21 protein-coding genes and 1 tRNA gene are annotated in these 20,038 nt (G+C 39.3%); 18 read left to right on the top strand and 4 right to left on the bottom strand.

Features of this window, described 5'->3' with window-relative positions; translation table 11 throughout:
* Positions 1-5: 5 nt before the first annotated feature.
* The 14 genes from ABD792_RS11860 to ABD792_RS11795 all read left to right on the top strand — a co-directional run bounded on the left by ABD792_RS11860 (position 6) and on the right by ABD792_RS11795 (position 11,724).
* The gene (locus ABD792_RS11860) at positions 6-845 is read left to right on the top strand and encodes an RteC domain-containing protein (protein ID WP_345006304.1); all 840 of its coding nucleotides are present in this window, start codon (positions 6-8) and stop codon (positions 843-845) included.
* 276 nt (positions 846-1,121) lie between these two features.
* Positions 1,122-1,400, top strand: a complete 279-nt coding sequence (locus ABD792_RS11855; protein ID WP_345006303.1) for a helix-turn-helix domain-containing protein — start codon at positions 1,122-1,124, stop codon at positions 1,398-1,400.
* Between the two features lie 6 nt (positions 1,401-1,406).
* Positions 1,407-1,946: a hypothetical protein gene (locus ABD792_RS11850; RefSeq protein WP_425568155.1), complete on the top strand. Its 540-nt coding sequence runs from the start codon at positions 1,407-1,409 to the stop codon at positions 1,944-1,946.
* Positions 1,943-2,632, top strand: a complete 690-nt coding sequence (locus tag ABD792_RS11845) for an ATPase (RefSeq protein WP_345006300.1) — start codon at positions 1,943-1,945, stop codon at positions 2,630-2,632. The genes ABD792_RS11850 and ABD792_RS11845 overlap by 4 nt, the downstream gene beginning before the upstream one ends.
* A gap of 92 nt (positions 2,633-2,724) precedes the next feature.
* Complete coding sequence (locus ABD792_RS11840; RefSeq protein WP_345006298.1) at positions 2,725-3,741, top strand: type IV toxin-antitoxin system AbiEi family antitoxin; 1,017 nt, start codon at positions 2,725-2,727, stop codon at positions 3,739-3,741.
* A complete protein-coding gene (locus ABD792_RS11835; protein WP_345006297.1) occupies positions 3,716-4,549 on the top strand; it encodes a nucleotidyl transferase AbiEii/AbiGii toxin family protein in 834 nt (277 codons plus the stop codon). Before ABD792_RS11840 ends, ABD792_RS11835 begins: the two co-directional genes overlap by 26 nt.
* 297 nt (positions 4,550-4,846) lie before the next feature.
* Complete coding sequence (locus ABD792_RS11830; protein ID WP_345006296.1) at positions 4,847-5,134, top strand: hypothetical protein; 288 nt, start codon at positions 4,847-4,849, stop codon at positions 5,132-5,134.
* A 3-nt stretch (positions 5,135-5,137) separates the two neighbouring features.
* Complete coding sequence (locus ABD792_RS11825) at positions 5,138-5,422, top strand: hypothetical protein (protein ID WP_345006295.1); 285 nt, start codon at positions 5,138-5,140, stop codon at positions 5,420-5,422.
* Entirely contained in the window at positions 5,409-7,832 is a 2,424-nt protein-coding gene (locus ABD792_RS11820) for a TraG family conjugative transposon ATPase (protein ID WP_345006293.1), read from the top strand. The genes ABD792_RS11825 and ABD792_RS11820 overlap by 14 nt, the downstream gene beginning before the upstream one ends.
* A gap of 25 nt (positions 7,833-7,857) precedes the next feature.
* The gene (locus ABD792_RS11815; RefSeq protein ID WP_345006292.1) at positions 7,858-8,445 is read left to right on the top strand and encodes a conjugal transfer protein; all 588 of its coding nucleotides are present in this window, start codon (positions 7,858-7,860) and stop codon (positions 8,443-8,445) included.
* Positions 8,446-8,453: 8 nt separating this feature from the next.
* The gene (locus ABD792_RS11810) at positions 8,454-9,290 is read left to right on the top strand and encodes a hypothetical protein (protein WP_345006346.1); all 837 of its coding nucleotides are present in this window, start codon (positions 8,454-8,456) and stop codon (positions 9,288-9,290) included.
* Positions 9,291-9,336: 46 nt separating this feature from the next.
* The gene (locus ABD792_RS11805) at positions 9,337-9,960 is read left to right on the top strand and encodes a conjugal transfer protein TraK (RefSeq protein WP_345006291.1); all 624 of its coding nucleotides are present in this window, start codon (positions 9,337-9,339) and stop codon (positions 9,958-9,960) included.
* Complete coding sequence (gene traM / locus ABD792_RS11800; protein ID WP_345006289.1) at positions 9,941-10,900, top strand: conjugative transposon protein TraM; 960 nt, start codon at positions 9,941-9,943, stop codon at positions 10,898-10,900. The genes ABD792_RS11805 and traM overlap by 20 nt, the downstream gene beginning before the upstream one ends.
* 11 nt (positions 10,901-10,911) lie before the next feature.
* Positions 10,912-11,724, top strand: coding sequence for a DUF4138 domain-containing protein (locus tag ABD792_RS11795; protein ID WP_345006288.1), 813 nt, complete (start codon positions 10,912-10,914; stop codon positions 11,722-11,724).
* Here ABD792_RS11795 and ABD792_RS11790 read toward each other — a convergent pair.
* The 3 genes from ABD792_RS11790 to ABD792_RS11780 form a co-directional block, all read right to left on the bottom strand.
* Complete coding sequence (locus ABD792_RS11790; protein WP_345006286.1) at positions 11,708-12,946, bottom strand: site-specific integrase; 1,239 nt, start codon at positions 12,944-12,946, stop codon at positions 11,708-11,710. The genes ABD792_RS11795 and ABD792_RS11790 overlap by 17 nt on opposite strands.
* Positions 12,947-13,184: 238 nt before the next feature.
* Positions 13,185-13,266, bottom strand: a tRNA-Leu gene (locus ABD792_RS11785).
* 14 nt (positions 13,267-13,280) lie between these two features.
* On the bottom strand, positions 13,281-13,529 hold the full coding sequence (locus tag ABD792_RS11780; protein WP_345006285.1) for a GIY-YIG nuclease family protein: 249 nt from the start codon (positions 13,527-13,529) through the stop codon (positions 13,281-13,283).
* Between the two features lie 213 nt (positions 13,530-13,742).
* On the opposite strand from ABD792_RS11780, the gene ABD792_RS11775 reads away from it, so the two are divergent.
* The 3 genes from ABD792_RS11775 to pth all read left to right on the top strand — a co-directional run bounded on the left by ABD792_RS11775 (position 13,743) and on the right by pth (position 16,043).
* Complete coding sequence (locus ABD792_RS11775; protein ID WP_345006283.1) at positions 13,743-14,684, top strand: ribose-phosphate pyrophosphokinase; 942 nt, start codon at positions 13,743-13,745, stop codon at positions 14,682-14,684.
* A gap of 18 nt (positions 14,685-14,702) precedes the next feature.
* On the top strand, positions 14,703-15,326 hold the full coding sequence (locus ABD792_RS11770) for a 50S ribosomal protein L25/general stress protein Ctc (RefSeq protein WP_345006282.1): 624 nt from the start codon (positions 14,703-14,705) through the stop codon (positions 15,324-15,326).
* Between the two features lie 84 nt (positions 15,327-15,410).
* Positions 15,411-16,043 (top strand): aminoacyl-tRNA hydrolase, encoded by a 633-nt coding sequence (gene pth / locus ABD792_RS11765; protein WP_345006279.1) that lies wholly within the window; start codon positions 15,411-15,413, stop codon positions 16,041-16,043.
* A 20-nt stretch (positions 16,044-16,063) separates the two neighbouring features.
* Here the strand turns inward: pth and ABD792_RS11760 are convergent, their stop codons facing one another.
* On the bottom strand, positions 16,064-18,907 hold the full coding sequence (locus tag ABD792_RS11760) for a zinc-dependent metalloprotease (RefSeq protein ID WP_345006278.1): 2,844 nt from the start codon (positions 18,905-18,907) through the stop codon (positions 16,064-16,066).
* 79 nt (positions 18,908-18,986) lie between these two features.
* Here ABD792_RS11760 and ABD792_RS11755 point away from each other — a divergent pair, with 79 nt between their 5' ends.
* Entirely contained in the window at positions 18,987-19,922 is a 936-nt protein-coding gene (locus ABD792_RS11755) for a bifunctional riboflavin kinase/FAD synthetase (protein ID WP_345006276.1), read from the top strand.
* Positions 19,923-20,038 lie beyond the last annotated feature (116 nt).

The following is a 20,038-nucleotide window of genomic DNA, read 5'->3' as shown; positions in this document are numbered from 1 at the left end:
ACCATATGAAGTATCAAAACTTATTATCGGAATTTGAATCCAACCTGGAACAACTTGAATCCGGTAATGAGGATATATTGTACATCGCCGAATCGGGGATTGCCCATGTTGAGAAGTGCATCAAAAGATTGCAGCTGGAGATCACCAGGAAGCAGTTTTCAAGCCTGAACGATGAAATATATTTTTTCAAGCATATTAAGCCCCAGATTTTCAGCAAGTTGATCTATTATGTAAAGCTCTTTAATATAGAGAGCAAAAGACCCCGGAACAGCGCCAATAACCAGATCAAGTACTTTAACGCCCAGATCGAAAAGCTACAGGCCTACTTTAGCGATAATCTGGAGTTTTACAACTATTACCGCCGTGGCGCCACTTCGCTGGACGATAAATATTTTGTCCGGGGCAACAGCGACCTGAGGCTGCCCCCGGAATCCTTACATTTTCTTATCGACGACCAGTTCTCTACCTGTCAGGACAGCACGGTGGCAACGATCATGGCCTACGACATGTTGATCGTTTACTTACAACAGGAAATAGATAAAATAAAAACCAATATGGACAACCTAAACCATAACAGCATAGAAAGACCCTCAAGACTTTTTTGGACCGGTAGCAAGACCGATCTGATCGAACTCATTTATGCCCTGCATTCCAGTAATGTAATCAATAGCGGCACCGTGGACATCAAACAACTGGCCTCGCATTTTGAGTATATGTACAACATCGATCTGGGCAATTACTACCATACCTTTATTGAGATCCGCTCCCGCAAGAACAGTAAGACCAAGTTTTTGGATAAACTCATTGAGCTATTGAACCAACGTATGGAAACCCTGGACGAATAACTCCCAAGTATGACCCAAGTTGGTTTTTTTTGGAAATATGATCTATCCAATAGGATTTGGTTGGTATTGGTTTATACCGTAAGCCCTTGTGCGTTTAATTGAGTACAAATTGCAATAAGATATAGGATTTAAAAATCTTTCCCACCTCTATCATAGCTATTGAAAAAGTACCAAAGCCCTTTATCAATTTTGTACAACGAAAGTCAAATCAGTGAAGGGGCCATCAAATAAGGGATATTTTTAAAGATGGCCCTTTTTAATCTTAATCGTTATACAATGGAAGTAACAATTATTACAAGTGAAGACCTTTTGGAATTTAAACAGGAATTACTGGAAGGCATTAAACAGCTTATTCTGAATCAAAATGGGATGCCAGCCAAGAAGTGGCTCAAATCACCCGAGGTCAGGGAACTTTTGGGAATTTCCCCGGGAACACTTCAAAACCTGAGGATCAATGGGACACTGCCTTATACCAAAGTGGGCGGGGTGTTGTACTATGATTATATCGAGATCCTGGAGGTTATGGAAAAGAACCGTGTGAACAGCAAGTTTTGATCGGTGTTGGAAGATGTAAATTACATTAGGCACCTTAACAAGGTCTTTATTCAGTTTTCCAGGGACAGCCGATTGAACCCCACCCATATCAGTCTCTATGTGGCTTTGTTCCAGTTATGGAACAACAACTATTTTAAGGAGGAATTCTACATCAATAGGGAAGAGGTGATGAGCTTTGCAAAGATCGGTTCCAAGTCCACCTACCATAGGTGTATCAAGGAATTGAGCCATTGGCACTATATCCTCTATTCCCCATCACACAACCCGTTCAAGGGTAGCCGTATCAAGATGTTCGATTTTGGGACAAGTAGTGGACAAGCTGTGTACCCAAGCCGTACCAATATCGGGACAAGCAGTGGACAAGCACTGGTACCTATAGTAAAACATATACAAACTAGGGAAAACAATAAAAACAATATCAAACCGCAAAATTTTGAAAATTTAGATTTGAATGTTTTGGAAACGGAAGATAAACAGATGGCAGCTGTCCCATTTGAGGACAACTTAAAGACCAGTTCGGACAAAAATTACAGTGAGCCCCTATGAAACTTATCAACCCCCATGTCATCAGCGAAGGAGGCGTACAATACCCTTTGGGAACCCTGAACGGCCAATGCATTCTCTATGATTTTGAAAAGATCCTGGTCTACCTTGATGCCAAGGGGAAGTTACTGTTTGGTAAAAAATTCAGGATCTATGAGGAGGATAGGGAAGTGCTTTTTAAGCTTTCCAATTATCAGATCAGGGATTGGGACATGTGTAAAAAGCTAAAAATAGATCTTAATAAGGGACTGCTCCTTAGCGGCCCTGTAGGCTGTGGTAAAACCTCCTTGATGAAATTACTTCGCTTTATCACGCCACATTACCAGCCATACGATGTGATACCCACCAGGAACATTGTATTTGGATTTAACCATTTGGGGTTTAAGGTCATGGAGCAATATGGCGACCATGGTTTCTATTGTTTCGATGATCTTGGGGTGGAGCCTACCGGAAGGCATTTTGGAAAGGACTGTAACGTCATGGGGGAAATCCTATTGTCACGACATGAGCTGTTTACCAAAACATCGGGGTTGAATTTCAAAATATCCAAAATAGTGAAAACCCATGCCACGACCAACCTCAATGCACAGGAATTGGAAGCGCGTTATGGTAATCGCGTACGATCCAGGATGCGCGAGCTGTTTAATTTAGTAGCCTTTGATAAGAAGACGATTGATAAGCGAAGATGAGCTGTGCTGGTACTTTTATGGCAAAACCAATTATATTTTATATATTTGTTCATATTTTAGTTTTGTTCACGAATAATGAACATTTAAAAATAATGAACAAAAGAATTGTAGGGATGAACGCAATAGATATTTTAAATAATGCAGTCCGTAACTTGGAAACGATTGTTCCATTAACATGGGACTGGAGAACTATCGATCGTGATGAGGGTGTTGGCGTTGACGGAGAATTGGAACTAACAATGAACAACCAAAAGATCCTAATGATTGTCGAGGTGAAGAAAGATGTCAAGAACCATCAGCTATTAAAGATTATTGAATACAATAACAGGTATGAAAACTTTTTGCTGGTTGCTGAAAGGCTCTATCCAAAAATAAAGAAAGAGCTTAGGGACAATCGGGTAAATTATCTTGAAGGCAATGGCAATGTGTATATTAACGTGACAAATGTTTTTCTTTATATAGACACAAATAAAACTGTTAAATACCAAAAGGAAAAAGGAAATCGGGCATTTACAAAAACTGGGCTAAAAGTAGTGTTCCATTTCTTGTTAAACCCACATCTTTTAAATCAAACACAGCGGGAAATTGCAGAGATTACCAATGTAGCATTGGGTAATATTCCGTTGGTTATTAACGGTTTATTGGATAATAATCTCATTTTAAAATTAGATAGGAAAGATTACGTGGTCAACAATTATGAAGCATTGCTGAACAAGTGGATTGTCGAATTTGAACAAACATTAAGGCCAACATTATTCAGGCAACGGTTTAGGTTCCAAAACAAAGATCAAGATTGGAGGGCATTACAGCTTAACACGGAAAAAACCGTATGGGGGGGCGAGCCCGCAGGAGACATCATTACCAATCACCTGCGTCCAGAAAAATTCATTATATATACCAAGGAGACCATAAGGGAATTAATGGTCAATTATAGACTGTTGCCAGATGACGAAGGCGATGTATGGGTGTATGAAATGTTTTGGACAGCCGAGGTAAACACTACGGCACCAAAAGAATTGGTGTATGCCGATTTAATGATCAATAGCGATAAAAGGAGCAAAGAAACAGCTAAATTAATATTTGATGAGTACATCCAGCCAAACCTATAAAGAATTGGCCATTCCCTATTTTAAGGAAGTTTTTGATTGCATCGATAAGGTTATGGTAAAACTGAACATACCCTATTATTTGATCGGGGCAAGCGCAATAGCCTTGGAACTGTTGAAGAAGGGAATAAAACCCAGTAGGGGTACAAAAGATATCGATTTTGCCATAATGATATCATCCATACAGGAATTCGAGACCATTGTACAGGAATTGTCCAACTTCGGCTTTATAAAGGTGAGTGCCCCCTGGACACTATATAACGATACATTTAATGTGGCCATTGATTTGCTTCCTTTCGGAGAAATTGAAGAAAACCACACAATTAACTTTAATGAGCGCTATACCGATTTGCATGTTTTTGGATTTCGTGAAGTATTACAAGACCCCCAAACAGTTCAAATTGAAGAAAAGTCTATACAGGTCCCATCATTGCCGGGGATGATAATTTTAAAGTTAATAGCATGGAGCGATAGGCCTGAGGAGCGCGATACCGATTTGTATGATATCCTAAGGATTATCAAACATTATTTTGAATTGGATTTTGACGATATCGTTGAGCACCATAATGACACCTTTCCAGAGGAAGGTGATTTTGACCAACTCAAAATTGCTGCAAGGGTATTGGGCAGAAAGGCAAGCCAGTATTTAAATATTTCAAAAGAGATAAACGCTAGAATTTTACGGACCCTAAACGATAATGCTGATGCAAAAAAATCAGTAATTGCAAGACAATGGGCCAGCAAGAACCAATGGGATTTGGAGTATCCGGTTGAAATTTTAGAAGCGTTCAAGCTTGGCCTGTTGGAATAGTTGAAGCCTGGATCTATAGTTGCCATTCCTTTGCTTTTGTTCATGGAAAACCTAAAGGTTTTGTTCATGAATTCCATAGAATCTGACGTTTTGCCCTCCGCAATAAAAGGGGTGTGGTCTAGTTATCAACAACACCGCTCAAAAATTCAATAAATTCCACCCCCAATTCATACCAAAATAAGGTCATTTGGTCTAAAAGCTATTTTATTAACAAATATTTGATATTCAGTGATTTGAACCCGTAATCATAGTAATTTTTCAATATCAAAATTTACAAACCCTTAAACCTGTTTTGATATGAAAAAAGTACTGTACCTTACGTCACTCTTAATTTTAATTGCCAACCCCTTGTTTGCCCAAATAGGGGGCATCGAGGATTCCGTTAACGATATCTCCGATACCATTCGGGCCATTTTCCCCATAATCCTTGGGGTCATCTTTTTGGTGGGCTTTTTGTTCAATGCCGGGCACTTCTTTGGCGAGAATGCCGATCTTAAAAAAGGCATTACCCGAGTACTGGTTTTTGTCCTTATCGCCGGAGCGGTGGTAGGCATTTTTACTTACCTCATTGGCATAGTAGTATAGGTCATGAAACAGTTCGAGGTCTATAGGAACATTCGAAAGCGGGCCATGGTAATGGGGCTGCCGGTGTCATCATTTGCAATTATGATGATGTCGGTCATCGGCTCCTTACTATTTATCATTTTTTCCTTTAGCTTAAAAGTGATCATCTCCGTCTTTTTGGTTAACGGCAAGCTATACATAGCCCTGACCCACCTGGCCAAGCATCCGGCCCTATTGCACTTTAAAAAAGTATTTCCAAAAACCATTTCTAACAAGAAAGTCTCTCCGATAAACTATGAAGACCATTAACCTATCCGATTGCCATCCTATATTGGACATCCAGGAACATATTGTTTTTGCCAGTAATGGTAATGTGGTGCTTTGCTATCAGGCAGATCTACCTGAAATCTACTCATTATCTGAATCTGACTTTGAAGAACTGCACGGCAGTTGGTTCCAGGCTTTTAAATCATTGCCGGTGGGCACAGTTATCCATAAACAAGATATTTATCAAAGAAGACACTATGCAGCATATACTTTACCTCAGGATACCTTTCTTCAAAAGGCGACTTATAATTATTTCAAAGGGCGTGACCATTTGGAACACCAAAGTTATTTGTATTTCATCTTACCACTGAACAAAAACCTAAATACCAAATTTGTCAATCCCTTTAGAGAAGCAGGTAAGGCTATCCATAAAAAACTGGACCACAACGTCCGGGAGTTAATTGCGGCCGTAAACGATACGGTGTCCTTTATCAATAATGGCAATAAGATTATTTTGAGGCCACTGGTTGAAAAGGGTATTATTGGTCTTACCAACATTTATTTTAACGGCTTTAACGAAGGTTTTGACACCGATATTCAATTGGAGCCTGCCCAAAAAGGCAAAAGGAAGCACATCACAGTGGGTGACCACTATTTTGATGTGCTGGCCATCAACAGTGAACGGTGCTTTGGCGATACCGTGCAGAGCAGTAAGACCAATGACAAATTCACGTCCGATGATTTTGTGTTCCATCAGGGCTTTATCGATGGGCTTGGCCTGAACTTTAACGAGAACCATATCGTGAACCATATCATCTATATGGATGATAAACACAAATGGCGAAAGATCCTCGATAAGAAAATTGAAGAACTCAGCAAGAGTTCCAATTTCGGAACGCAGAACAAGGTCGTCCTTAAAAAGATACAACATATTGTCGGCCGGATCAATGAAGATGATACTTCACGTATTATCCGTGGCCATTTGAACGTTATCTTTTGGAGCCAAGAAGCACAAGAGCTAAGCAGGGTGGCTTCTAGGGTCAAGACCGAATTTAAGGAGCTGGATATGCTACCTTACTATCCCAAGGGAGAGGAGCGCAAGCATTATTTCCTGAACAGTTACCCCTGTTTTGCATCCAACTTTTCCAATGATGACCTGTATGTTACCGATCTTAAGCATGCCCTTTGCCTATATATCAACAATACCAATTACCGTTCCGATGCCAACGGTATTATCTTTAACGACCGCCAGTACAATACCCCCGTTTTAAAGGACGTATGGGACGAAAAAAAGAAACGCATCAAGGCCCGGAACTTTGCCATTTTTGCCCCAACAGGTGAGGGCAAGTCCTTTTTGGCCAATAATATCCTTAGGCAGTATTTTGAGGATCAGGTCCGGTTGGTGATCATTGATCTGGGAGGTTCCTATAACAAGTTTGCCAAGCTCTATCCCAAGGATCATATCATCCTGCGTTACGAGCAGGGCAAAAACTTGGGCATCAATCCATTTTATATAAGCAACGATTCCGACCTGACCCCGGAGCGTTTGGAAGACCTGGCCGTTTTTCTATTGGAACTGTTGGCCCTAAGGGAAAGTACCAAGGCCCATGAGGTAGCCGTAAAAAAAGTACTGTTACACTATTACGATACTATTCGCAGTTCCCACTCATTGGCATCACTTTATCGGTTTGTAAATAACAAAAAGAATATACTAATTCAAGAACTGGGCATACGGGAAGAACATTTTAGTGTCTATAACTTTTTGCATATCCTATCGGAATATGTGGGGGACGGGCTGTACAGTTTCCTGTTTAACGTAAACGAAGACCAGACCTATAAGATTGAGGACAAACGCATAATCGTTTTTGAGCTCGACGAGGTCAAGGATAATAAGGAGATCCTTTCGGTGATGCTCAAGCTTATCAAATCCGCTATCCAGCGCACCATTTGGCGTAACCGCTCCGAACGGGGCATCATCCTCTTTGACGAGTTTGCCAAGCAGCTCAAATTTGATAACGTATTGGAAAGTGTGGAGTTCTATTACCAGGCCATTCGAAAGCAGAACGGGGCCATCGGGATTATTTTACAGTCCATAAACCAATTACCCAGTAATGCAACATCTGCCAGTATCCTGGAAAACACCCAGGTTATCTACAGCCTTAGAAATGAAAAGGGCTATGAAGAACTGCAAAAAAGGCTTCACCTATCAAGCCATGATCTGAACCAGTTAAAGTCCATCCGTAATAACCTCACAGGATCCCGTAAGTACACGGAAATGTTTATCAAGATCGGGAAGGAAAGTAACATTTTCCGATTAGAGGTGCCGCCGGAGGCCTATGCGGCCTATCTCACCGATGGCACCGAAAACGAGGCCATAATGGCCATTTATGAAAGGACAGGAGATATGGAGCAATCAATAGAGGAATTTCTGGAGAGATCAAAATCAGAATAATTAATAACCCTTAAAACTTTATGTAATGAAACACAGATTAAACATTAAAAAACTGGTATTGGCACTGGTCTTTACCATTTCATTGCCCGGCCTTGCTAAGGCCCAGGGGATGCCGGTGTATGACAACACCAATTTCATCAGTCTGGCCAAACAATTGATTGAATCGGCCAAACAGACCTCACAGCTCTTAAAGACGGTTGAATTCTTAAAACAGCAAAAAGAGAACCTTGAGAAGGTCAACAATGTTATCAAACAGCTCAAGGCGGTCAGGGAGCTGACCAAAAACCATCAACGCTTGTATCGTACCGTACAAAACGATCTGCGGGAGATACTCAATTCACCCTATATCAAGGCCGGTGAAGTAGGTCGTATCTCGGAGACCTTTAGTGATATCATAGACAACTCTCTGGAGAGCCTCAATTATATTGAACAGATACTCTCCAGCAATAACCTTAAAATGGGCGATGCCGAGCGGGCGGCGATCCTGAAGGAAAAAGAACAACAGTCCAAAGAGATGGTGGCCGAGATTGAGGCCAAGGTACGACGCTACCATGAGATCATTGCCTTCCGGAAAATGCAGGATGCCGTAAACCATAGACAAACCAATTATTAGTAACCATGATGTTTTTAGGGATAGGCCTCGAATATATCGACACGGTGTTTACCGTTATCAAGAACAGTGACTTTTCGCAGTATACCATTACCGGTATGAAGACACTGGCTGTCCTGTTCTTTTTGGTGAATATCCTGAAAAAATACAATGAGGGCATTGCATCTACCGATGACCATACCTGGGGACTTACCCCGACGGAACTGGCAAAGAATTTTATGATCATTATACTGGTTATTTTTTCCACACAAGTACTGGATGTGTTCGATGGCATACTGGTCGCTATAGAGGAGCGTTACCGCGATACGGCTCCGGCACTCCTCCCGTTACAGATGCAAGATATCGACATCGAACAGGATATGGGTGCCCTGGAAGCCGCCAAAAAAGCGATGGCCATATTATATGAAGCTTTGGTGACCCCATTGTACGGATTAAAGCTATTGGCATTTATCATAGGGGTGTTCCTATGGCTTTTGGACCTGTTTATCTATCCACTTTTTTTGGCGGAGCGCTTTTTTCTGTTAGGTATCATGCAGGCATTCTTTCCCTTTGTGATCAGCCTGGCCGTTTTTGAAAAGTTCCGCACCCTGGCTTATAGTTTTTTTAAGCTCTATGCAGGGGTGTATATGCTGGTGCCTGCCTTTTTCCTGGTGAACGTATTTGTCAATAACCTCTATACCGAGGTGAACGACAATTTCTGGAACGAACTTTTTGGAACGGATTGGGGCAGTCAGTTTTTTGCGCCGCTCATTCAGCTGGCGTCGATCGGTTTTATTGTACTGCTGAAGTTTAAACTATACCGGAAAGCGATCTCCTTTACCTTAAAATTATTTGCCGGAGGTGCCTAAGGCACATTCAGTTAATCCTACTATACTAAAACTAAAATAAATTAATATGAAAACACCCTATCAAAATATTTACAAGGTTTTAAGGCTCAACCGTTTTATTGTACTGGCAGTGGTCATTGGGTCGGTACTGACCTGTATTGTTTCGGTTATTATGGTCATAAAACTGCACAAGGAAACCGTTAACAGTGCTTTTGTGGTCAACGGCAAGGGACAGGTGATTCCCTTGAAACTGGTCTCCCAAAGGGAAAACCTTGAGGTGGAGGCTCTGGCACACCTGGAACGCTTCCATACCTACTTCTATCATATCGATGCCAGTAACTACGAAAAGCATTTGCAAAAGGCGCTATGGTTGGGCAATAGTTCCGTTGATGCATTGTACCGTCAAAAGAGAGCAGATGGGGTATATAATAGGTTGCTACAGTATTCTTTGGTACAGAAGGTCATCCGTGTTGATTCCAAAGTGAATCTGGAAGCAGAACCCTACCACTTTGAAACGACCACGGTATTTGAAATCAATCGCGGATCTGTTGTTGACCGATATGAGCTTAAAACTTCAGGAGCATTGATCCATGTGGACCGGCATTTTCCGAATAATACCCATGGCCTGCTAATTACCAATTTTTTTGAAAACACCTTAAAACGTATAGAACATGAAAATCGAAAAGAGTAAAATAGTTTTTATGACCATTATAACTTGTGTCCTCCTGTTTATTGGTGCTTATGCCTCGCTCATGATGGGAGAGGAGGAAGCCCCGTTAATAGATGGTAACCAAATCCCCGTACCGGAATTGGATGAGGATAGCCATAAAACCTATAAATCCAAGTTAGAGGCATTGGACGCCTTAAAGGAGGTACGGGAAACCAATGCGCCTAGCATTTATGATGAACGCCTATTGGATTCCACAGGGGTTTATGATAAAGATCTATTAAAGAAAGAGAAGCTGCGTATTGTGGACAGTCTTTACAATGATATCCGTTTTATCAACGCCATTGATGATGGCTATGGATTTCATGGGCCTAAACAAGATAGGGGATTAACAGGTGATGTGATAAAAGAAGAAACGGTCACGGAGCCTGAAGTCATAGTGCCAGATCCAGGTATCCAAGTCCAGGAACTGGCCTTGGAGCATCAACTTTTCTTTGCTTCCAATCCCAAGGGTAAGCCTGATACGATCGATCGAAAAACGGACAACACTATTTATGTCCGGGTCGATGGCACCCAAACGGTGAAAAAGGATTTTAGGCTTAGGATGCGCCTGATGAAACCGACCTGCATTAATGGAACGTTGTTTCCAAAGAATACTTTCATTTATGGGTTTTTGAGCTTTAAACCGAATCGGGCTATCATTACCATCAATAACATCAACCATAGGCCTGTCAAATTAAAAGCCTTTGACTTACAGGATGGCAGTGAGGGCATTTATGTGGAAAATACCTTTCGGGCAGAAGCAACACGTGAGGTTATCGGTGATGTGGTGGACGATATTAACATTGCCGGGATGCCACAGGTGACTGGTGTCAAAAAGCTGTTTCAGCGAAATAACCGACATGTCAAAGTAACCATTCTGGATAACTATCAATTAATCTTAAAGGCCTCAAAGAGACCGTAAAAAATATAATCATGAGAATATTTATAAACATACTATTATTAGCAACTCAAATGTCTTTTGGACAGACTGTTTTGGATACGATCTATGCCAATGAACATAAAAATGTCGCCCTGTTCTTTCCAAACCCCATTCGGCAAGCAGTTACGGGAAGTTCCGACTTTGTATTTACCTATAACCGGGAAAAGGAGCAGTGCTTTGGTTTGTTACAGGCCACACCTGGAACAGAAAGCAACCTGCTTATCATTACCAGTGATGGGCAGGTGTATTCCTATATTTTGAAATATTCGGATTCATTACCTAAGCTTAACTATTTTATCCAGCCAAAAGCAAGTATCGGTACAGAAAAGCCAGTGCCAGTTAAAGTTACTCCGGATAAAATAGCTCTTAGGGACAGCCTAAATCATAGGGTGCATTATCAAAAGTTCTGTGCCTATCTATTGAAATCCGATAAGGGCAATTTGGCAACTAAACGCAAAAAAGGGATCAAACTTCGATTGGAGAAAATAGTTTACAATGGCTCTGAAGTGTACCTGGTGCTAAATATCCAAAATCAGTCTGGTATTGATTTTGAACTGGACTACCTGGATGTGTTTAGGGTTAATGGTAACTCAGGACGTAAGGCATCGTTTCAAAAGCTTTGGATGGAAGTTCTCTATAAACAGGATTGGCTATTTAAAGTTAAGGTCGGGCAATCGAAGCGGTTTGTATATGTGTTGCCAAAGTTTGTATTGGGAGCAAGTGAAAGATTGCAATTGGAGCTTAGGGAATTGAAGGGGAGTAGGAAAGTGGTTTTAGAGACCACTAAAGTTATACAGCATTATTGACGTCTTTGTTAACACCAAATTTATCTCGTAACGCTTTCATGTCATCGCCTACCTTTCTGTCCAATATTTTGGCGTAATGTTGTGTGGTTCTTAACGATCTATGTCCTAGCATTTTGCTTACAGATTCAAGAGGAACACCATTGTTTAGGGTAACCGTAGTAGCAAATGTGTGTCTTGCTAAGTGAAATGTTAGATTTTTTTGAATTCCGCATAGATCAGCAATCTCTTTTAAGTATGAGTTCATTTTCTGGTTACTTAACACAGGTAGAACTTTGTCGGTGTTTTTAATGTCTTGGTGATTGGTGTATTTTTTTAGTATTTCATAAGCAGATGGAAGAAGAGGAATATTACTAGTGCTATCCGTTTTCGTTCTTTTTGTATTAATCCAGTATTCTCCATCTATACCTATGACAATATTGTTTTTTGAAAGTTTTTTAACATCTATGTAGGCTAAACCTGTATAGCAACAAAAAATAAAAATATCCTTAACCTGATTAAGCCTTTCTATTCTAAAATCTTTTTCGATGATACTTTGAATTTCTTGCTCTGATAGGAATTCTCGGTCTACTGTTTTATATTTTGTTTTATAATGAGCAAAAGGGTCTTTTTCAATCCATCCGTTCGTATAGGCAATCCGAATTATTTTTTTAAGGTTGGAGACATACTTGAACGTTGTATTGTGGCCACAATTTTCAGAGGTTTTTAAAAAGTATTCAAAGCCATTGATAAATATAATATCAACTTTTTTTAAATTGATGTCATCCTCTTTGTGCTCTTCGGTGACATAATTTGTTAAGTGATTAAGAGTTGTTTTATAGCGTACTAAGGTATTAGCTGCGAAATCAATTCCTATGAGTTTTTCAATTTGATCATTATGCTCTTGAAAGATTTTTAATAGCATTTTCGTATTTGTGTCCTTTTCTAAAAAAGCATCTCGTAGTTTTATAGCCGTGATAAGTTCTCCTTTTTCTATGAACCGTTGATGATGTTGATATACTTTATTTTTAATGGAAGAGATATACCTATTAATCTCTTGTATTTCTTTAGAGCTGCCTATAGCTAAACCAGTTTCACTGCTCCATCTATTAATGTCTATTTTACGATGGATACTTGACTCAGCTCTCCTTCCATCAATGGTTATTCTTAAATATATGTTGGCCTTATTCTGTTTATCGGCTTTACTTTTTTTAATGTAAAATAAAAGTGAAAAAGATTTATTCATCGGTGTCAGTGATTTTTAGACTTGAATATACTAAAAATAAAACAAATGACATTCTTTTTAATGTGCTGATATTCAATTTGTTAATATGTATTCGGTGTCACTTTTTTAATTTCTAAAGTGACACCGAATTAGCTCCTTTTTATTTAATAATTTATGTAGTTAATTGGAACTAAATAAAATTAAAAAACCTGTAAACATTTAATTTACAGGTTTTTATGAAAAATTGATGTTAAAAAAGTACTCAAGGTGGGAATCGAACCCACACTCCCGAAAGAACTGGATTTTGAATCCAGCGCGTCTACCAATTCCGCCACTTGAGCTTCGCGGGGCAAATTTAACGTTTATCTCGTATTAAACGAAGTTTTTCTTTGCCTATTCCTGATTTCCAATATTTTTCTCTTTTTCTGGCTTCGTGTCGTTCCACGTCCAGCGCTTCCGAATAAAGTAATTCAAAAGGCCGGTAAGCCCTGGTAGTTTTTTCTCTACCTTGATTATGTCTTTCTATTCTGGCCTCAAGATCGACGGTCATACCAACATAGATATAGTTGCGTTTTAAACTTGAGATGGCGTAAATGTAAAACATAATTAAGAACGTTTCAAGAAGCGCGCCTGCCTGTCGGCAGACAGGTCTACCAATTCCGCCACTTGAGCTTTTCGGACAGCAAAAATAGATATTTTTTTGATATTAAACATAAAAATACTCGGGAATATACTTTTTAGGTTAAAATAAATGTATAAATTTGCACCTCGTTAAAAAATAATATGCGCTTTAGCGCTATAAAACAATAAGTTAACCATGCCAATTGTAATAACCGAAGCCAAAATTTTTGCATGTAGCCAGAGTAAAGTTCTTGGTGAAAAAATTGCTGAATCCTTCGGTACCAGTTTAGGTAATGTTATTACGTCCACTTACAGCGACGGTGAGTTCCAACCTTCTTACGAGGAGTCTATTAGAGGTACACGTATTTTTATTATCGGTTCGACCAACCCAGGCCCTGGTAATTTAATGGAAATGCTTCTTATGATCGATGCCGCCAAGCGTGCTTCGGCAAGGCATATCACTGCTGTATTGCCTTATTTTGGATGGGCCAGACAAGACAGAAAAGATAAGCCTAGAGTTCCTATAGCGGCTAAATTAGTAGCTAAAATGTTGGAAACAGCAGGAGCGACACGTATTATTACAATGGATTTACATGCCGATCAAATACAAGGGTTTTTCGAAAAACCAGTAGATCATTTGTATGGGTCGATTATATTCTTGCCTTATTTGCAGAGTTTAAACTTGCCAAATTTAACTGTTGCTTCACCAGATATGGGTGGATCGAAACGTGCCTATGCTTATGCTAAAGCGTTGGGTAGCGATGTGGTTATTTGTTACAAGCAGCGTGCTAAGGCCAATGTTATTTCCCATATGGAGCTTATTGGTGAGGTTAAAGGTAAAAATGTAGTTTTGGTTGATGATATGGTAGATACAGCTGGCACTTTAACCAAAGCGGCAGATTTAATGATGGAACGTGGGGCATTAAGTGTACGGGCTATTTGTACGCATCCTATTTTATCGGGTAATGCTTATGAGCGATTAGAGCAATCGAAATTAGAAGAACTTATAGTAACAGACTCGATTCCACTTTCGCAGGAAAGTAAAAAGGTACGCGTGTTGAGTTGTGCCGACCTGTTTGCAGATGTCATGCAAAAGGTGCATAACAACAAGTCTATTAGTTCAAAATTTGTAATGTAATAACTTAATATAAATAAAATGAAATCAATTACAATCAACGGGTCTCAAAGAGAAAGCGTGGGCAAAAAAGCAACAAAAGCCTTACGTAATGCTGGGCAGGTTCCTTGCGTATTATACGGAGGAGATAAGCCAGTTCATTTCTCTGCAGCAGAATTAGCTTTCTCAAAACTAGTATACACGCCTAATGCGCATACAGTTGTGATTGCTTTAGAAAATGGTGAAACCTTTAATGCCATTTTACAAGACATTCAATTTCACCCAGTAACAGACAAAATTTTACATGTAGATTTCTATCAGTTATTTGAAGATAAAGAAATAACTATGGATATTCCTGTTATTTTTGTTGGAAACTCACGAGGTGTTAAAAATGGTGGTGTGCTACGTAAAAATAGACGTAGCTTAAGAGTGAAGGCTTTACCCGCTAACTTGCCAGATTTTATAGAGGCAGATATTACGCCATTACGTATAGGACATAAGCTTTATATTACGACTTTAGAAAATGATGCGTTTAAGTTTATGCACCCAGATAACACGGTAGTTTGTCAAGTAAGACGCTCTAGAACATCTGTGGACGATAGCGACGATGAAGATGAAGATGGAGTAGAAGCAACTGCAGCAGAGGCTCCAGCAGCAACAGAGTAAACTACTGCTTAAAGTATATAACTAAATGGAAAGCATTCTGTATTATTCAGGATGCTTTTTTATTTTTACAGAAAGAAATGTACTATGTGTCGGTTTTTTAAAAAAGTATTTAAAAGAAGTAAAAAAGACACTTTAGAACAACAAGATCCCATGAAGAAATACTTAATTGTTGGCCTTGGCAATATTGGTGATAAGTATGCCAACACCCGACACAATATTGGGTTTAAGATTATAGACCATCTGGTACAACAAGAAGATTTGTCTCTCGAAACCCAAAAATTGGGTGACGTAGCGACTTATAAAATTAAAGGTCGAACCTGTACTTTATTAAAACCAAGCACCTATATGAATTTAAGTGGAAAAGCGGTGCAGTACTGGTTAACAAAAGAGAAAGTTCCATTAGAGAATTTATTGGTAATTACCGATGACTTAAATCTGCCTTTTGGAAGCATCCGATTAAAGGGAAAAGGTAGCGATGGTGGACACAATGGATTGAAAGACATTCAGGATAAATTACAAACAACCAAATACAACCGGTTTCGGTTTGGTATCAGCAATGCATTTAGTAAAGGCAGGCAGGTTGATTATGTATTGGGGGATTGGAGTGAGGAAGAAACAGAAAAATTAGGAGAACGCCTCGATCAGTCTGTAAAACTAATCAAGTCGTTTGTATTGTCTGGAGCGAGCAATACCATGAATACTTTCAATGGTAAATAATGCGCTAATATTTTAGAAACTTATTTAACAATAATTTTTTTAACAGTTTTGTGTTCGTCGTTACTTATGGTCAAAATATACATTCCAGACCGGGCATTTTCTAGATCGATCGTTTCACTAAACAGTTCAGACTTGTCAAAGGTTTTGCTGTAAATAAGACGGTTACGAATATCGTGAACATATACGTTCATGGGGGTTTTAGTAGCTGTATATGTTGTTATTGTAAAGCTTCCGTTGTTGGGGTTAGGAAAGACCTTTAAATTTTCAAAACCAATGAAATTAGGGTTGTTAAGGGTAGTGGTTGTAGTGCAAAATTCCAAATACCAATCGTTTAAGGTGCCAGTGTCCCCTATATAATTATCGTTTATGGTAAGTGTCCAATCTCCCTCACTGTCAAGGTCGTTAAAAGCATTTAAAGACATGGCAGGAGAGAAAGTGCCTGTCGTTGGGTCGTTGCACATAACACCATTAGCGCCGTCTTCAAATACAATGTCAAAATCTTCATTGCTTGGATCTTCGTTGCAATTTCTGTCCCATAATTTTACTGTAGTTGTATTATTGGGATGAGTTAAGGTTACAGTAAGATCTCCAATATAAGAATGTGATATATCGACGTTAACTTTAATATTACTAATAATGCCAGATGATGGCACATTAATGGTGTTGGATACCGAAGGACCCGTTTGGTTTTCTCCAATACCGTCTGGAATCGATACATTTAAATTCGAATCAGAAATAAATTGCTGGTTACAAGTGGTAGTAACGGTATAACCAATAGCAAAATCAATGGGATTTACAGAATAGTATATATTATTTACTGGTTTTACCATAACCCTGCAAAAAGGTGCAGCGATGATGGGTACGGTAATATTCTGAGAACCATCATTGTTAACATTGTTAGCTAGTATTGTGGGAAAGGTTAGCCCGCCATCAGTAGAAAGTAAAATGTCAACTTGAGAGGTGTTAATGCCATTGCCATTGGTTCCGGCAACATCCCAGGTGATTTCTATGGTTTCGCCTTGTGTCCAACTAATGCCTGTTGTAGCCTGCGATGTTACTTGAAAGGGGCCTACGGGGTTTTCTGTAGTGCCGTCGATTATCTGAATTTGCATGGTGTCAAAACTACTTTGAGCTCCCGTTGGGCTTGATGGATCCCTGTCTCGAACAGTTAAAGCCCAGTTTAAAGTCCGATCTACCGTTGCTACCGTTTCCCAGTCGCTTCCAAGTCCGGGATTGCTTTGTGTAATATTGCCTTTTAAAACACTACTCAGTCTTGGTATATACCTTACAGGAGAACTACTAGGGAGTAAAGAACGATTCATGGGACCGCTGACTAGTGTAGAACTGAAATTTGAGTAATCCACTTCACCGCTATCGGTTTGTTCCCAACAATATGTTAGCACATCACTGCCATCGGAGTCGTTAGCCGAACCAATTAGCATGTACGGTGTGCCAGCAGGAATAATATAGTCGTTGCCGGCATCGGCAATAGGAGGGTTGTTTGTAATATCACCCGGATTGTAAACGGAGTTGTTTTGCCAACAGGTTCTGTTATTTAAAATAGTATTCAAAATTTGTCTGATACTGTGGTAGTGGAAATAAGGATCACTGTCATTCTGTATATCATCAGCTCCAGTAATACCGGCATATGCCATAATGGTTGAGCCGCTTCCAGGTTCAGAGTTTACTCCCGAGCCTTCAGTATCAAAAGCCCATGTATGATTAGCTCCCATTTGATGGCCGATTTCATGGGCTACAAAATTAAGGTCGAAGGTATCGCCTTCGGGAATCTCATCCGATGGAGAGGTATAGGCAGCGCCTTTGTTCTTGTCTGTATCAATACTAGTATTGTCGTCCCTACAAACGCAACCTAGACATCCAGCATTGCCACCGCCACCACTAGCACCAAATAAATGCCCGATATCGTATGCGGCATTTCCAATTTCATCACTTAAAGTCTTTTGAAGTTGTAAACCCCATCCGTTGAGGTTGTTTGCGTTGTCGTCATGCACCCCAACAGCGGCATCAGAATAAGGGTCTGTAGCTGCATCTGTATAGATTAATTGGGTAGCATCTACTATTTCAAAAGTTATGGACATGTCTGTTTCAAAGACTTCGTTTACACGGGTTATTGTAGCGTTTATAGCAGCTAAAGCATCTGCAACGGCATTTCCGTTTCCTCCAAATCCGTCATCATGATAAGCCGTATATTCGGCTGTTGTAGAAATAGCTAATCTAAATTTGCGTAAAGTTTGGTCGTTGGCACCGCCTTCGTCATTTGTTTTTGCCAATTGCTCTGTTTTGTTGAACTGCGTGTGTAGTGTTTCGAGAGAGGCACATTTAAACGCATCCGTACCATTTGTTTTGCCCCTTTTGTCATACAGCACATATTGATTGGACCCTTTACTAACAGGCTGCATAAACACATAAGGGTTATCGGTATTGGAAATCATGGTTTGAATGCCTTGGGGCGATACACTCATACGCAATCGCATTTTTGGGTTGTTTATGCTTACCCCTGTATACGATTTAATATCGGGAAATTTGGCAGCCAAACTAGGTGACAGCGTTGAGGTTTCATAAACTTTAAATGTTTCAAAAGTATCAGCAGATATAGGAACCGAAACTGTAGCGTTACTTTGTTTTGTATTGCTGCCACGTTTTGTAGCAGAAGCGATATTTTTTTTTAATAAAGAGAAATTGAGTTCGAATAATTGGACTTTGTTTTTGTTTAAATGAAATTTCGATAAATTTTCAGGATTTTTAACCGATTCTATCTTTTTCCATGAAGAATTTTGTGCCAAAGCCGAAAAGCTTAACAAAAGCATTGTCATTGACAAAACATAATGTAGTTTTGTTTTCATAAATTTTTTTTAGGGCAATTCTATTACTTGCTAAACAAAGCTAATTGATTTTAATGAAACTAGCAATTTAACCTGATTTATGGGGAATGTTATAAATATTGAATCGTATACATCGGATGTACCTGCAATTGTAACTATAGGAACTTTTGATGGAGTACACATGGGGCATCAAAAAATAGTTAAGCGTTTAATAAAAATGGCAAAGCAAGACGGGTTGCGATCAGTTATTTTAACATTTTTTCCGCATCCACGTATGGTATTGCAAACAGATGCGAACATAAAGCTTATAAATACTATTGATGAACGCCGTGAAATTTTGGAAGCTTTGGGTTTAGATTATTTAATTATTCAAAAGTTTACTCCCGAGTTTTCGCGTTTATCAGCAGAAGATTTTGTTAAGCAAATATTGGTAGATAAACTGCGGGTTAAAAAAGTGATTATTGGTTACGATCATAGATTTGGAAGGAATAGAAATGCGAGTATTGAAGACATGAAAGCCTTTGGTGATGTATACGGTTTTGAAGTAGAAGAGATTTCTGCACAAGACGTTGATGATGTTGCAGTAAGTTCTACTAAAATAAGAAAGGCCTTGAATGCAGGAGATATTGATAAGGTAAATACCTTTTTGGGTTATCAATTCATGCTTACCGGTATAGTGGTTAAGGGCAAGGGATTGGGCAGGCAATTTGAATTTCCTACGGCCAATATTCATATAGAAGAAACATATAAATTAATCCCTAAACACGGAGCTTATGTGGTAGTAGCCACTATAGATGATAAGGAAGTTTACGGAATGATGAATATTGGTGTAAACCCCACAGTACAAGGTAATGGAGAAACGATTGAAGTACATTTCTTCGATTTTAATAAAGATATTTACGGTAGTAAAATAAAAGTCTCACTATTACATAGGTTACGTGACGAACAAAAATTCGAATCGGTAGATCAACTTAAAGCACAATTATTGAAAGACAAGCAAACAGCCCAAGCCTATATTTCAGAGTATTATTCTTAACTAAAATTAAACAAACAGGAACTAAAATTCCAGCAGGTTGTCCAAAGTTTTAAGAAAAATAATGTTTATGGATTTTAGCCATTAAAGACAAGCGAATGTTTTAGTAATTCCCTAAA

It is taken from the genome of Snuella lapsa (assembly GCF_039539345.1).
Lineage (GTDB): Bacteria > Bacteroidota > Bacteroidia > Flavobacteriales > Flavobacteriaceae > Snuella > Snuella lapsa.
The sequence above is the reverse complement of the archived record's forward strand: the minus strand, read 5'-3'. Positions and strand labels throughout refer to the sequence as shown.

Coding starts and splice junctions, on each gene's coding strand:
- ABD792_RS11860 (WP_345006304.1), top strand. CDS start 6: ATGAAGTATCAAAACTTATTATCGGAATTTGAATCCAACCTGGAACAA.
- ABD792_RS11855 (WP_345006303.1), top strand. CDS start 1,122: ATGGAAGTAACAATTATTACAAGTGAAGACCTTTTGGAATTTAAACAG.
- ABD792_RS11845 (WP_345006300.1), top strand. CDS start 1,943: ATGAAACTTATCAACCCCCATGTCATCAGCGAAGGAGGCGTACAATAC.
- ABD792_RS11840 (WP_345006298.1), top strand. CDS start 2,725: ATGAACAAAAGAATTGTAGGGATGAACGCAATAGATATTTTAAATAAT.
- ABD792_RS11835 (WP_345006297.1), top strand. CDS start 3,716: ATGAGTACATCCAGCCAAACCTATAAAGAATTGGCCATTCCCTATTTT.
- ABD792_RS11830 (WP_345006296.1), top strand. CDS start 4,847: ATGAAAAAAGTACTGTACCTTACGTCACTCTTAATTTTAATTGCCAAC.
- ABD792_RS11825 (WP_345006295.1), top strand. CDS start 5,138: ATGAAACAGTTCGAGGTCTATAGGAACATTCGAAAGCGGGCCATGGTA.
- ABD792_RS11820 (WP_345006293.1), top strand. CDS start 5,409: ATGAAGACCATTAACCTATCCGATTGCCATCCTATATTGGACATCCAG.
- ABD792_RS11815 (WP_345006292.1), top strand. CDS start 7,858: ATGAAACACAGATTAAACATTAAAAAACTGGTATTGGCACTGGTCTTT.
- ABD792_RS11810 (WP_345006346.1), top strand. CDS start 8,454: ATGTTTTTAGGGATAGGCCTCGAATATATCGACACGGTGTTTACCGTT.
- ABD792_RS11805 (WP_345006291.1), top strand. CDS start 9,337: ATGAAAACACCCTATCAAAATATTTACAAGGTTTTAAGGCTCAACCGT.
- traM (WP_345006289.1), top strand. CDS start 9,941: ATGAAAATCGAAAAGAGTAAAATAGTTTTTATGACCATTATAACTTGT.
- ABD792_RS11795 (WP_345006288.1), top strand. CDS start 10,912: ATGAGAATATTTATAAACATACTATTATTAGCAACTCAAATGTCTTTT.
- ABD792_RS11790 (WP_345006286.1), bottom strand. CDS start 12,946: ATGAATAAATCTTTTTCACTTTTATTTTACATTAAAAAAAGTAAAGCC.
- ABD792_RS11780 (WP_345006285.1), bottom strand. CDS start 13,529: ATGTTTTACATTTACGCCATCTCAAGTTTAAAACGCAACTATATCTAT.
- ABD792_RS11775 (WP_345006283.1), top strand. CDS start 13,743: ATGCCAATTGTAATAACCGAAGCCAAAATTTTTGCATGTAGCCAGAGT.
- ABD792_RS11770 (WP_345006282.1), top strand. CDS start 14,703: ATGAAATCAATTACAATCAACGGGTCTCAAAGAGAAAGCGTGGGCAAA.
- pth (WP_345006279.1), top strand. CDS start 15,411: ATGTGTCGGTTTTTTAAAAAAGTATTTAAAAGAAGTAAAAAAGACACT.
- ABD792_RS11760 (WP_345006278.1), bottom strand. CDS start 18,907: ATGAAAACAAAACTACATTATGTTTTGTCAATGACAATGCTTTTGTTA.
- ABD792_RS11755 (WP_345006276.1), top strand. CDS start 18,987: ATGGGGAATGTTATAAATATTGAATCGTATACATCGGATGTACCTGCA.